20 protein-coding genes are annotated in these 12,827 nt (G+C 40.3%); 1 reads left to right on the plus strand and 19 read right to left on the minus strand.

The window, feature by feature from the left end:
• Positions 1–244: 244 nt before the first annotated feature.
• The 3 genes from DDZ15_RS12710 to DDZ15_RS12720 form a co-directional block, all read right to left on the minus strand.
• The gene (locus DDZ15_RS12710) at positions 245–1,090 is read right to left on the minus strand and encodes a hypothetical protein (RefSeq protein WP_109647474.1); all 846 of its coding nucleotides are present in this window, start codon (positions 1,088–1,090) and stop codon (positions 245–247) included.
• Between the two features lie 17 nt (positions 1,091–1,107).
• Complete coding sequence (locus DDZ15_RS12715; protein ID WP_146198583.1) at positions 1,108–1,611, minus strand: hypothetical protein; 504 nt, start codon at positions 1,609–1,611, stop codon at positions 1,108–1,110.
• Between the two features lie 418 nt (positions 1,612–2,029).
• Positions 2,030–2,266 (minus strand): hypothetical protein, encoded by a 237-nt coding sequence (locus tag DDZ15_RS12720; protein ID WP_109647476.1) that lies wholly within the window; start codon positions 2,264–2,266, stop codon positions 2,030–2,032.
• Positions 2,267–2,657: 391 nt separating this feature from the next.
• Between DDZ15_RS12720 and DDZ15_RS12725 the strand changes: the two genes are divergently transcribed.
• The gene (locus tag DDZ15_RS12725) at positions 2,658–4,163 is read left to right on the plus strand and encodes an ArnT family glycosyltransferase (RefSeq protein WP_109647477.1); all 1,506 of its coding nucleotides are present in this window, start codon (positions 2,658–2,660) and stop codon (positions 4,161–4,163) included.
• A 149-nt stretch (positions 4,164–4,312) separates the two neighbouring features.
• Here the strand turns inward: DDZ15_RS12725 and DDZ15_RS12730 are convergent, their stop codons facing one another.
• The 16 genes from DDZ15_RS12730 to DDZ15_RS12805 all read right to left on the minus strand — a co-directional run bounded on the left by DDZ15_RS12730 (position 4,313) and on the right by DDZ15_RS12805 (position 12,634).
• Positions 4,313–4,510 carry a DUF4177 domain-containing protein gene (locus tag DDZ15_RS12730; protein ID WP_109647478.1) on the minus strand — a complete coding sequence of 66 codons (198 nt, stop codon included), beginning with the start codon at positions 4,508–4,510 and terminating at the stop codon, positions 4,313–4,315.
• Positions 4,511–4,678: 168 nt separating this feature from the next.
• On the minus strand, positions 4,679–5,083 hold the full coding sequence (locus DDZ15_RS12735) for a type II toxin-antitoxin system VapC family toxin (protein ID WP_109647479.1): 405 nt from the start codon (positions 5,081–5,083) through the stop codon (positions 4,679–4,681).
• Positions 5,080–5,319 (minus strand): FitA-like ribbon-helix-helix domain-containing protein, encoded by a 240-nt coding sequence (locus DDZ15_RS12740; protein WP_109647480.1) that lies wholly within the window; start codon positions 5,317–5,319, stop codon positions 5,080–5,082. The genes DDZ15_RS12735 and DDZ15_RS12740 overlap by 4 nt, the downstream gene beginning before the upstream one ends.
• A 169-nt stretch (positions 5,320–5,488) precedes the next feature.
• Positions 5,489–5,770: a helix-turn-helix domain-containing protein gene (locus DDZ15_RS12745; protein WP_109647481.1), complete on the minus strand. Its 282-nt coding sequence runs from the start codon at positions 5,768–5,770 to the stop codon at positions 5,489–5,491.
• Positions 5,767–6,072, minus strand: coding sequence for a type II toxin-antitoxin system RelE/ParE family toxin (locus DDZ15_RS12750; protein WP_242979017.1), 306 nt, complete (start codon positions 6,070–6,072; stop codon positions 5,767–5,769). The genes DDZ15_RS12745 and DDZ15_RS12750 overlap by 4 nt, the downstream gene beginning before the upstream one ends.
• A gap of 281 nt (positions 6,073–6,353) precedes the next feature.
• Positions 6,354–6,755, minus strand: coding sequence for a putative toxin-antitoxin system toxin component, PIN family (locus DDZ15_RS12755; RefSeq protein WP_109647483.1), 402 nt, complete (start codon positions 6,753–6,755; stop codon positions 6,354–6,356).
• Between the two features lie 87 nt (positions 6,756–6,842).
• Positions 6,843–7,061, minus strand: coding sequence for a ribbon-helix-helix protein, CopG family (locus DDZ15_RS12760; protein WP_109647484.1), 219 nt, complete (start codon positions 7,059–7,061; stop codon positions 6,843–6,845).
• 169 nt (positions 7,062–7,230) lie between these two features.
• Complete coding sequence (locus DDZ15_RS12765; RefSeq protein WP_109647485.1) at positions 7,231–7,620, minus strand: hypothetical protein; 390 nt, start codon at positions 7,618–7,620, stop codon at positions 7,231–7,233.
• 115 nt (positions 7,621–7,735) lie between these two features.
• Entirely contained in the window at positions 7,736–8,041 is a 306-nt protein-coding gene (locus DDZ15_RS12770) for a type II toxin-antitoxin system RelE/ParE family toxin (protein ID WP_109647486.1), read from the minus strand.
• A complete protein-coding gene (locus DDZ15_RS12775) occupies positions 8,032–8,325 on the minus strand; it encodes a type II toxin-antitoxin system Phd/YefM family antitoxin (RefSeq protein WP_109647487.1) in 294 nt (97 codons plus the stop codon). Before DDZ15_RS12775 ends, DDZ15_RS12770 begins: the two co-directional genes overlap by 10 nt.
• Positions 8,326–8,514: 189 nt before the next feature.
• Entirely contained in the window at positions 8,515–8,796 is a 282-nt protein-coding gene (locus DDZ15_RS12780) for a helix-turn-helix domain-containing protein (protein WP_109647488.1), read from the minus strand.
• A complete protein-coding gene (locus DDZ15_RS12785; protein ID WP_242979019.1) occupies positions 8,793–9,098 on the minus strand; it encodes a type II toxin-antitoxin system RelE/ParE family toxin in 306 nt (101 codons plus the stop codon). Before DDZ15_RS12785 ends, DDZ15_RS12780 begins: the two co-directional genes overlap by 4 nt.
• Positions 9,099–9,361: 263 nt before the next feature.
• Entirely contained in the window at positions 9,362–10,273 is a 912-nt protein-coding gene (locus DDZ15_RS12790; RefSeq protein ID WP_158278714.1) for an amidohydrolase family protein, read from the minus strand.
• Positions 10,274–10,434: 161 nt separating this feature from the next.
• Positions 10,435–11,985: an amidohydrolase family protein gene (locus DDZ15_RS12795; RefSeq protein WP_146198584.1), complete on the minus strand. Its 1,551-nt coding sequence runs from the start codon at positions 11,983–11,985 to the stop codon at positions 10,435–10,437.
• Between the two features lie 26 nt (positions 11,986–12,011).
• Positions 12,012–12,356, minus strand: a complete 345-nt coding sequence (locus DDZ15_RS12800) for a HepT-like ribonuclease domain-containing protein (protein ID WP_109647492.1) — start codon at positions 12,354–12,356, stop codon at positions 12,012–12,014.
• Positions 12,353–12,634: a nucleotidyltransferase family protein gene (locus DDZ15_RS12805; RefSeq protein ID WP_109647493.1), complete on the minus strand. Its 282-nt coding sequence runs from the start codon at positions 12,632–12,634 to the stop codon at positions 12,353–12,355. The genes DDZ15_RS12800 and DDZ15_RS12805 overlap by 4 nt, the downstream gene beginning before the upstream one ends.
• Between the last annotated feature and the right edge of the window lie 193 nt (positions 12,635–12,827).

Genomic DNA, 12,827 nt, shown 5'->3' on the forward strand with positions numbered 1-12,827 from the left:
GCGTTCATTCTGAATAATTCTTGGTTTAAAGCCCTGATGCGCATGACTTTGCCATCATGAGTCCAATTTGGACGGTCGCCAAAAAAATGACAAGAGTTAAAAGGGGAAAAATCATCTGTTGGTTTCCCGCTTTTTTGAGCCCGTTTCCGTTTTAACATTACCCTGTCCCAATACGCATACCGCTTTTAGTAAGTAACATAGTAGAAGTAGTGGAGATAGTCTCATAGTAAGCACTTTTATCCCGTCAGATAGCAGAAAACTCCTCAAAGAATGCATTTGAATCTTCCAGATCGTTGAACCCGAATATCCAGCAGGTTTCGGATGTGTCGGAGAAATCAAGCCCTCCCTTCATGATGGATTCATTCAGATAGCGATCCTCCACTCCGTTGTATGTATCGGCTATTTCAATTGCCTTTTCCCAGATGGATATCAGCCGCGGATCCTGTATGCTTTCCCTCCAATCGATGACGTCATCACTGCGAAATCCCGGTGTACCGTTGCCAACAGTATTTCCGTCCTGAATTCTATGATAGGATGCAGCATCCCTGACAAAGGCAAGATCTTCAGCGGTTGTCACCTCCTCATTCCAGTCGGCATGCTGAACAATATGCACAGCGTTTTTGATGTCTGTATCCGGCAGGCGATTTCGCATCTCCCGGACCACGTCAGCAGAAAAGTCCGATTGTCCGCCTTCAGCGATCCAGATTTTTCCGCCATTCTGAATCACGTTGGCAGCAAGAGCACTGACTTCGTCTAGGGCTTGGTCGAAATCGGTATGAGCATCCGACCAACTTTCTCCAAAGGCCAGTTCAAAAAGATCATTGGCGGGTACATATTCGCCACCCTGGATTCCATAGGCTCCCGTAACGGCATGATATCTTACATTCTCAAAACGTTCATCGGCAAGCATCGTTGCCACGGCAGCTACAGAATGTGCGTCATCCACATCGGTTTTCAGGTCAAAATGAGCGAAGTAGAGATCCGTTTCTATGTTGAATTTGCCTAAATAATCTGAGTCAGCCGGGGCTTTATCTCCACATGAGCAAAGAAATGCAATCAGGAGTATGCCCGGTATTACTTTTTTTCTCATCTGCCTAATCTTTTAGTTCAGGTTTCCGAACCAGAATTCTCAGAAATGATCTGATCGAAACGTATCCGGAAGGGTTCATCGTAGATAAACTTCCAGTTATTCCATACACGTATATAGATTTTGTTTGATGCCACTAATTGCATTTCCCTTAAGACGGGGTTCCACTGTTCCTCATCTAATGTGCCAATTCGATGATGATAATACGCATTCGACCAGGTATGCATAAGTGTTCTGATAAAACCGCTGACCAAACTTTGAGAAACCGGTGAAGCGTTCTCGAATCCATTCGTTCGGACGTCCAGCCAGGCTTTTGCCAAATCAGGATTGGAAGCCTCGATCAGGTTGAGCTGTACCCAGGAATCCTTGAGCTGAGCTACCGTAGAAGCTTTGGTTGCAATGGTTCCCTGTCTAACCTGAAGTCCAACAAAGATGAGTGAACCGACAATTGCTATCAGGCCGATTGCATCGAAAATGGTCTTCTTCTCTATTTTCAAATATACACCCCGGGATTTTGTTTTCACTGAAGTAAATGAATAAATACGTTCACTTCAATAAGGGAAAGTAAAGTTGGATACTCATCATCAGAATATTCCAAGTGGGCTGGTCATCTGTTGATTGGCTTCATATAGCGACACAGCGCACAACGGGCGTGTAAACAGTGCTATCTTAATTTTAAATGTGGTATTGAAATGTTAATCAAAATTAGCAGGCAACGGCCAGGCGGGTCCCATTTAATGCGCGTGTTATTTGGCCGAATGTTTCATTCTTAACATCGACCAGTATTTTCTGCTGGAGCCTTACTATTCTCTGATTTCCATGTCTCATCAAATAAGTTAGCGTCCTCCAAAATTAGCTGTGCGAGGAAGGGGATTTCTATCGGAAGCTTATATCAAGATGGTTTATAATTAGTCAGAGGAGTGAAGTGTGCTTTTCATTGAGTTAGGCTTTGCCGGAAGACGATTTCTTTTCATTATAGATACCAAGGGCCATTAGTATAATACCTGGCCAAAATGTGAGACCTGCCATCATTCCAAAAACGATAGGATTGGGATTGGGATCAGCTGTAAATCCAAGATTCGCAGCTGCCATTGTCACAATAAGTGGCCCTGAACCTATGACCAGCATTATAAAACCGATCAGGAATATTTTATTTTTAAATACCTGCTTGGTTGTCATACGCGTACCTTTAAATGATCAGAAAAACAGCAATGTTTAATATCATCATCGCTATTATCTGATTTTTTAAGATTAAACGGAAATTGGTAAGCAGCTTATCTGTTACACTGGCATATTTTCATTGACTACACTTTCGCTTTAGCAAAAAATCTGATTTCCATTAATAGCCGGCAATATAATGGTGAGTGATTTAACCGGTTTGGCCTGCCCGGTTTAAGTTGAAATTAAAGCTCGGAATTTATCTATTACCAACTATTTTTGAACTGCCAAAAAGTGGCCGGGACCGTTCAAAAACCGTTTGTTGGTGGGCCAGAGGTATTATGAAGGAACAATAGACTTTTTGAAAATTCGGGAATGAAGTGAAACCAAAAGTAATGCTTTGCGTTTGTTGATGGCTATAAGATTTAAAAAATATTTGCCGATCATAGGGGTGCTCGCACTTCTAAAACTTATCATTCATTGGTTCGGGAATCAAAATTATGGTTTTCATCGGGATGAACTTCTTCATCTATCCGTAAGCGAACACATGGCTTGGGGGTATTTTGAATTTCCTCCATTCATTGCCTTGATTGGTAAATTATCCTACCTGCTTTTTGACTACTCCCTGGTTGGAACACGACTTTTTCCCATGCTTGCAGGAATTGGAATCCTCATCCTCTGTTGTTTAATAGCAAAAGAACTGGGCGGAAAATCAAAAGCTGTTTTGTTATCGGGTATTTGCATATTGGCGTTTGTACCCTTTTATCGAAATCATACTCTCTTTCAACCCGTTGCCTTTGATCAGTTTTTCTGGACAGCAGGATTTTATTTATTAATCAAATTCTTTAATAGCAAAAAGAAAGAGCACCTGCTTCTCATGGGGTTGATGGCAGGTTTAGGATTGATGAACAAATATACGATGCTGGTCTGGGGGTTAGGTCTCACCGTCGGACTCATATTCTATAAACGTGGTGAACTATACAAATCAACATGGTTATACATTGCCGGGGGCATATCTTTTTTAGTGTTTTTACCAAACCTCATGTGGCAGATCCAACATGATATTCCATTTCTTCTGCATCTTGACGTATTGAACCAAAAGCAGCTTGCCAATATCAGTCCGTTTGAATTTGGCTTGGCACAACTCGAACTACCCTTAACTCTTGCCGTTAGTTTGATTGGGCTGTTCGCGCTCTTCCTGAATGAGAAGATGAAAAAATATCGAAGCGTAGGCGTAACCGTATCGGTGATTTTTATAACCATGTGGGTCATGAAGTCCAAGGCGTACTATTTCTTTGCGGCGTATCCTGTTCTGTTTGCAGCCGGTGCCGTTCAAATAGAAAAATGGTTCATTAACCGCCCGGGATGGAATTACGCAGTTGCTGCTGCTCTGTTTATCCCAGCCATTCCCTTTATTCCGCAGGCTACTCCGATCCTGCCTATAGAAACTTATGTTGAATACATGAACAAACAGGAAAATGAACAAGGTCGCATTGAACTGACAGGCGATTATGCCGATATGTTTGGCTGGGAAGAACAAGTGGAATTGGTAGATAGTGTATATAAATCGCTGTTGAGCGAGTATAACCCGGAGGATATTGTAATATGGGCAGAAAATTATGGAGAAGCCGGTGCGGTTAAAATTCTAGGCGATAAATACGGGTTGCCTGATCCAATTAGCAGACATGGAAGCTTCTGGTTGTGGGGCTATGGAAATAAGGATGCTGAAGTCTGGATAAGTCTGGGAAATGAAAAAGGATCAGTCGGGCACGTATTTGAGGAGACGGAATTGGTGAAGATTATCACACATAAATACGCTATTGGAGAAGAAAATGGAATCCCGCTATATATATGTCGAAAACCTAAAGTAGATATTGAAGAGTGGTGGAGAAATTATGAGAGGAATGTTTTCGAGTGAAAAACTCGTTAACGGCTCAGCGTATAAGCGGCGAGTCGAGTAGTTTAAATTAGGGTTGCAAAGCCAAAACGAGTCCGCTTGGAAGCCATTCTAAAGAAACCCGGCCAGTACGAAACTCTTTTAATGGACTTATTTTCGTTTACTAAAACTTAATCGTGCAATTCCCGTTCAAAAATTACATTCAGTATGCCAAGATTCAGGTGTTTCGCTAAGGGGTAATGAATTTGAACCAATCGCCAACCATCTTCTCCTTCTTCATTTAACATCTTAATGAGTTCTGGCGCACCCGATTTTAACAGCTTCTCGTTATTTTTCATTTCTATGATCTTGTATTCATATTTCTTCATAAGATGAAAAGTTGGTGATTAGTTTATAAAAGTACAATAACGGCTCAGTGCCTAAGCGGCGAATCTGTTAATTATATCTGTTTGGCATTTCTGCTGTGTGGCGACCAACTCAAAAATAGGGCAAAAGGCCGAAACCGGTCAGCAGCAAACACTGGTTATGTGGAAATATTATGAGTTAAGCACATCCAATGGTTTAGCACATCGCCCAGGAAACGAACGAAGGATTTGATTGTCCATGGTTATCAGTTTGATATCCAGTTCTTCTGCAAGACTGATGAATTCACAGTCGTAGGAAGAGCAATTAGATTTATATGCCAGATCATAAACCTGAACTGAGTTCACATGAAATTCTCGTTCTTTCATCTGATTTTCTGCTTTCTCAGAGATTTGTAATGCTTCCGGCAGATCAATGAGTTTTTTTCTCATGTAAAGAATAACAACATTTCTGAACTCACTTTTCCACAATACCGGAGCAACCCAATCCGAATCCCATTGAAATAATTGCTCACAAATTTCAGTATGGTCTGAGGGTAACCAAAAGTGGGCGAGGACATTGGTGTCAACTACAATCATGGTCTGCCTTGATCAATAGCGTCCTGAATTTCTTCAGAAGACAGGCTTCCTTTCACTTTCCTTCTCATTAACCGTGCTTGACGGAGAATTTCATCAGAAGAAACACGCATCGGCTCAACGGTTCGCTCCAAACAGGCTATAATTTCGCTGTTCATACTTCGATGTTGCGCTTCTGCCTGTTGCTTTAGCTTTTTGTAAAGAGGTTCTGGTATATTTTTAACTGTGATACTTGGCATAACCTTTAAAGTTTCATTATGGTGTAAATTTGAAACTAACTTAAAAGGGATAATATTGCAAGATGGTAAGCCACATAGCGGTTCGGCAATTCTGCTGCGGGTTATTCAAATTAAATGACGAGCAACCAAAATAAACCCGTCAGCAGAAATTGCTTGTTATGTTTTGAATTTACTGAATTTCGAGCTTAACCTTCTTGCCTAAGGCTTTTGCATACTTCGTAAGGGTACTGAGCTTGATATCCTCAGCATGGTTCTCCATCCTGGAAATTACGGATTTGGTGGTATTCAACTTCTCGGCAACATCAGCTTGTGTCACACCCATCTGTTCACGAGCCTGACGTAGGATGACACCAATTTTAAAGTTCAGATATCCTTCTTCGAAATTCTCCGCAAACTCCGGGCTTTCCGCTTTTTTCTTATCAATAAAAATTTCTAAATCGTCCTTCTTCATTGTCCTTTCCTCCGGTAATAATCTCGCTTCCGCTCTTCGGCGGTTTCAATTTCTTGTTTTGGGACTTTGTTCGTTTTCTTGGCAAATCCACTGGTTAATACAATCAACATCGGACCATCAAAGAAACCGAGTAATCGAAATGTGTTATTGCCAATCGTTGCACGGACTTCCCAAATGTCATCCGTGCTTTTGAGCTTTTTCAAGTACTGCGTTGGCACCTGTTCCAAATCCCGAACCACACGTAACGTCCAGGCAATCTTTTTGGAATGCTTATCTGGAAGATCGTTTAAAAAATCTTCCACCGGACAGTTACCGAATTCAGTCCTGTAGAACTTGATAACACGCATAACTCAAAGTTAGCATATATGCGAACTTCTGCAAGTAGAAAATTTTTAGAAAAAGGCGAAGGGATATCTTATTAGGAGAGTAGCTTATTGAGAAACATAACGGCCTGGCGTTTAAGCGGTTTTGTCTTTTACGGCTAATAATCTGGGAAAAAGCAAGAGATACCGCAACTTTTAAGATTTTTTATTACCAACTTTGAGCGGCAAAATCCGGTTGAAACGCTGGTTATAGCCCAGACTCACTTTTGCACAAGCTCCCAAAACTCCCTTGGTGTTACAATTCTCAATTGTGGTACTTGTTTTGAAATAGTTAAAAGGTCTTTATCTCCGGTAACCAGGATATCTGCTTTTGCTCTTAATGCTGATTCCAATACCCATCGGTCATCTTCATCCCTGACTTTTACTTCAGAAGGGTTATCAGGTATAGGTTCAACGTGATGATTTCGAAGAAATTGAAGGACATCGGAAACTTTTCTTTTGGGAACCTTGAGTTTTGTAGTCAGCACCCTTTGTAACTCTAGTAATACAAATTCTCCTGTCATCAATTGATGGTCAGCAAGTATGATTTCAAGCAGATCCGCACACAATCCTCTTGCCGTAAATGCGCTGACCAATACGTTGGTATCGGCAAATATTTTCATGATACACTCCAGGCTGAGAATTGGGCGATGGGATATATAACGTTATTGGAGTGCACTGTGAGACTATAAAAATCAAATTTAAAATCCTCACGAAACTTCCCTGAAAACATCTTCATCAGTTAACCATCCTTGCGCTTCTCCGTAGGGCAAAAGTTCTTTACGCAGTTGTTGAAAGGATTCGATAGATAACTGACGCCTGAGGGCATCCCGAACCAATTCACTTTTGGGGCGCCCGGTACGTTTAGCGGCCTGCTCAAGAAGTTGTTCAAGATCTTTGTCGATGCGAATAGAAAGTGTTGTATTCATAGTAGTATATTAAATGTATTACAATGTAATACAATTACAACGAATGGGCAACAATAGTAGTATTTAGAAGGGCTATAACGGCTCAGCGTTTAAACGGCGAGTCTGGTTGTTAAAATTAAAGACCCGAACCGCGTTCGAGTCCGTTTGAAACGCCTTGTTATACCAACTACTAGACTATTTGGCTTCTGCCAATGTTTGCAAAATAGGCAACAGAAAAACTAAGAGCGCCCCCAATGGCAGCCATAAGTCCAAGTCTCCATATGTGTCCCCAAATAGGAATGTCTAAAATTGTGCCTGCGTCATAAATTCCGATAAATAGGTACAGTATGATAGTCGCTACCATAAATGTCAGAAATGATGTGGTAAATCGCTTAGAGAAAGCAGACCATTGTACTGCTCGCAGGGCAGCAAAAGTTGCTATTATCAGAGCGGTATAGGGAATAAAGATGGCAAGTCCTTTTGTAGTAACAATAGTTGTTACAATAAGTGCTGCACCACCAAGAACTCCTAAAGCAAGTGAAACTGGGAAGGGTTTAAGAGCACTCTTGAAGTTTTTCATATTCTTGCTCCTAGATTTTAAGTGATAGTTGGTATAACGGCTTGGTGTTTCTGCGACCGGGCTATGAACTTGTAAGTCAAACAAGAAACCGGAACCGGTCCGCAGGAAACACTTGTTAACGCAACCCCGCACTTGATTTAGGTGGATTCTGCCTAACATGCCACACAGTCTGAATATAGATCGTATTATCTTCTTTACGTATACGGTATATTACCCTATAGTTTCCGAATATCAATTCACGCAAAGTTGGCTCATTATATTCTGGCACAATCCGCCCTGACTCGGGTTGCTCAATAAGCTGATCAGTTTTCTTAATCACTTTCAAAGCCCACTTTTCAGCAGTTGCTACATCATCTTTAGCAATGTAGTCGACAAACTTGTTTAGCTTGTGCAATGCCTGATTGGTCCAGACTATTTCCACTTAGCCAGGTTTTCTTTAATCCGTTTTTTAGCTTCTTCATGCGAAACGACTTCTCCTCTTGCAATTTGGCGTTCCGCTTCAATCAGCTCTTCCATCAAATCGATTTTATCAACCATACGCTGATACTCAGATACATCCACTAAAACAGCCGCACTTTTTCCGTGCTGTGTTAAAACAATGGATCGCTTCTGCTTTTTGATTCGGTCAATGAAATCCGCTGCGTGTTTCCGGAATTCGGAAAGCGGTTGAATGTCTTGGTCTATTTCAATTCGCGCTGTGGCCATAACGATTTGGTTTTCTTTTAAACGTATCTTTAATGTACAATATTAATACATAATGAGTTAACGAAAAAAAGGAAGTGTAATGGAGAAGGGTGCGTTAACGGTTCGGCAATTCTGCTGCGGGTTATTCAAATTAAATGACGAGCAACCAAAATAAACCCGTCAGCAGAAATTGCTTGTTATGTTTTGAATTTACTGAATTTCGAGCTTAACCTTCTTGCCTAAGGCTTTTGCATATTTCGTAAGGGTACTGAGCTTGATATCCTCAGCATGGTTCTCCATCCTGGAAATTACGGATTTGGTGGTGTTCAACTTCTCGGCAACATCAGCTTGTGTCACACCCATCTGTTCACGAGCCTGACGAAGGATGACTCCAATTTTAAAGTTCAGATATCCTTCTTCGAAATTCTCCGCAAACTCCAGGCTTTCCGCTTTTTTCTTATCGATAAAAATTTCTAAATCGTCCTTTTTCATTGTCCTTTCCTCCGGTAATAATCACGTTTCCGCTCTTCGGCGATTTCAATTTCCTGTTTAGGGACCTTGTTCGACTTTTTGGCAAATCCACTGGTTAATACGATTAACTCCGGTCCATCAATGAAACCGAGAAGCCGAAATGTGTTGTTGCCTAATGTTGCACGAACTTCCCAAATATCATCCGTGCTTTTAAGCTTTTTCAGGTACTGAGTTGGTACCTGTTCCAGATCCCGAACCACACGTAATGTCCAGGCAATCTTTTTGGATTGTTTATCGGGAAGATCGTTCAAAAAATCTTCCACCGGACAATTACCGGATTCAGTCCTGTAGAACTTAATAACGCGCATGAAACAAAGTTAGCATATATGCGAACATTGTCAAGCAAAAAATTTGTCGGTGAAGCTGAGAAATGTTTAAAAAGGAGAGTGCTTATAGAGAAACATAACGACATGGCGCATAAGGTGCGCACGGATGAATGTTGATTTATTAAATAATGAACTAGAAGCTAAAAAGCCAAAAGTTGGCAAGACCAGGCGAGGTGCGTCCCCTTAATGCGCGGGTTATATCATTTACAAAGACCAGGTTGCTCCATAAATTTGGCAGCATTATTACAAAAAATACCGGATTTTTCTTCTTCTGTTAGAAAATCTGCTGATTCGATAGAAGCTATTGAAACCTCGTACGGTGCTCCATCTGTGCCAAACATTACTCGATCAATAAGTCCGTTTATTTTATATTCTCTTAGTAGATCATGAAAACCCTTTCTTGGCATCGCTACTTGATAAGGGGTAAGATCTACCATAATATTTGGATATTGTTGGAGTAATAAAACTAAGGTTGGTATCCACTTAATATTCGCATGCATAATGTGAAGTCGAAGATCTGGGAATTTCACTAATATTTCTTCCAGTTCAAATGGATCTCCAAACGACAATCTAAAATCAGGACAGCAATTTTGTGCAGTGAGCGGAGGGGCACCTTGAAGATGAACAGCCACCGGAATATCCAATTCTTCTGCTAATTCAAAATAAGGCATCATTCTTTCATCGTTATATGGAATACCTGCATACGGATTCGTCAACTCACCCATGACCTCGTATGTACCTGTTTCAAATTGTTCTCTAAGCCAATTAATATGAGGAAACGATTGATTATTTGGGAAACAAGGTCCATATCCCTGATTCGGAGGATTACCATCAATGCAAGGGAAGAAAGCACCAGAAATCATTCGATCTCCGGCTATGGATTTCCAGTAGGTAACAAAACGATGTGGACCACTGGCCACAATACGAACAATATTCAGTGAATCAGCTGTTGAAAGACGATTTTTTAAGTACGTTGTATTTTCAGGCGCCTCCGGGCCAGCCTGTACCACATTCCAGGCGTGTTCATGCATATCTATGATAGGTCGCTGCTGAGCTTGAAGTGTATTTATCCAAATCAGAGAAATAATAAATAGAATTAAGTGTTTAGCCACATTAATTGTTTTTTTAATTAAATAACGACATTGCATATAAACTGCAAGTGATAAAGTTTTGATTTAAATAAAAATACGTACAACAAACTAAAAAGCCCGAAAATGGTAAAACCTCTCTCAATGTGATGATTATAAGCTTGGAATAGTGAGAGATTTTAATATTAATTGTTATAGAATTCCTCGACTTCAGCAAGTAGATTGCTTAGTGTGACGCTGTCAAAGTAATTGCCATTACTAAGGACACCATAAATATTTCTAGTGTGACTAATATCTTCTATAGGGTTTTGATTTAGAATAACCAGATCCGCCAACTTATTTTCTTCCACGGTTCCGAGCGAATCAGTTGCATTTATATAAATAGCTGGATTCAGTGTTGCAGTTTTAAGGGCTTCTGTTGGTGTCAGGCCAGCTTCCACCAACATTTTCAATTCTTCGTGTAGACTAAATCCATCATATACGAAAGGGTTTGAAAAACCGATATCTGTTCCTGCCAGTATCCCAACTCCGGCACTATGGGCTGGTTTAATTCTTTTCTTTACTAGATTAAAAACTTCATCATAGTAGGAATGAGCTTCGGGTGGTGGTCCTTGCCATTCTTTCCAGTCAACATATTTTTTTCTTTCATCTTCAATTTCTAAAGTATCAGAAGATGAAAATAAAGCAAGTCCTTGATTAATGGTCAGCGTTGGAGTTATCCATACCTGGTTTTCTCTCAGTAATTCAAAAAAATCATTTGCCGACTCTTCATGGTTATCGCCAAACATAGTTCTGTATTCGGAACCGGAAAGTTCACCGTCTTCTACTAAGGAATCTGCCCTGCTGGAATAAGCAGGAATTAGTTCAAAACCATGTTCAAGTGATTTAATACCCGACTGTGCAATAGCTGACAAAGGAGTATTAACTGGGAAGTGGCCAGCAAAATCAATATCATTTTTTTGGCAATAAGCTGATATAGTCATATATGATTCAGGTGAAAGAACAGAATACACCTTTATAAAATCGGCCTTTGTATGAGACATGATTGAATCTATAGCTGCAGTTGCCTGCTGAGGATTCTGGATGGCCTTCACCACATCGGGCCAGTTCCATACTGGAGGATCACCATCCAGAGCCTGTGTTGTGTAGATAAACCGTTGAGGCAGATAATCCCTGTTTCTGACTTTTTCTCTGAATGTTTCTGCAGCTTCTTCTATGGTGTACCCCATCTCGCGAAAACCGGTTACTCCATTGGCAATCATGAGTTTGTTGCTCAGATTCATTCGATAAGATAACGAATCTATATTTGTTGAAAATATATGAGTGTGCATGTCCCATAAACCGGGAATCAGATATTTGCCAGTACCGTCAATAACATCACCTCCAAACACAGTATTTTGATATTCCGAAATAGAGGTAATTTTGTTTCCTTGAATTACTACATCTTGTGACTCAATAATTCTCCCTTGCCGGACATTAACGACATTGACATTTTCTATTTTTAAGTTACCTTCTCTTGGTGTTTGGCAACTAACGATTATGATAACAGTAAATCCTACAAGAATAGAGCTTAGCGCATTCATATCAAGTGTTAAATCATTTTTTACAAAAAAAAAATATTTTGTAAAAAATGCCAGATAAATCAAATGGCTTAAATCTGTAGATTTGTAACGGTTTGGCGGTTGTGCGTTGAGTAGAAGATTTTTATAGGTCTTAAATTCTGATCTCGTCCGCACGAACCGCTTGTTAATGGCCGATTCGATTAATGGTTAGACTTGATAAGCTCTTCAACTTTTGTTTTTAGATCCAAAATATCTTCTGTTGTCACAACCCAAATCATTTCAAGGGTAACACCAAAATACTCATGTATGATGATGTCTCTTATACCAGCAATCTGACGCCAGGGGATATCAGGATGATTTTCTCGAATTTCTTCAGGCAGGTGCTTTACAGCTTCCCCAATAATTTCCAGTCTTCGGAGTACAGCATCCTGTTTTTCTACATTTTTATAAAACTCATTTTCAGAAACACCATCAAGAAATGTCTGGATATGTTTAATACTCTCTAAAATGTCCTGAAGATAGACATCTGGCTTTCTTTTGCTCATAGCACAGGTTCTTCATCCCTCAGAATGTCATCTTTCAAGGCTGGCTTAATGGCTTTATATTCCAGAAGATCAACTTTCATGCCCAGTTCGTCTTCCAATTCCTGTTTAATCCCGATAAATTCAAGCAGGCTCATCTTTTTATCGATTTTGACGAGCAGATCCAGATCGTTTACCACAGATTCACCTCTCGCAGAAGACCCGAAGATTCCTGCTTTTTTGATGCCGTATTTTCTAAGGACCGGCCTGATTTTCTTTTTTATGTTTTCGAGGTTATTCATGGATCTGATATGTAATTAGTCTATCCAATATAGCAAAAGAAAGGAGATTTAGCTTTTTGTCTGATATAACGGTTTGGCAAATCTGCTGCGGGGCAATCAGCTTTAAAGTTGAGCAACAAACGTGAACCCGTCAGCAGGAATTGCTTTGTTATAAATCAAATGTCAACCTGGAAGTTTAGTACGATATATTTGA

The sequence above is a fragment of the Rhodohalobacter mucosus genome, from assembly GCF_003150675.1.
In the GTDB taxonomy this organism is placed as follows: Bacteria; Bacteroidota; Rhodothermia; order Balneolales; family Balneolaceae; genus Rhodohalobacter; species Rhodohalobacter mucosus.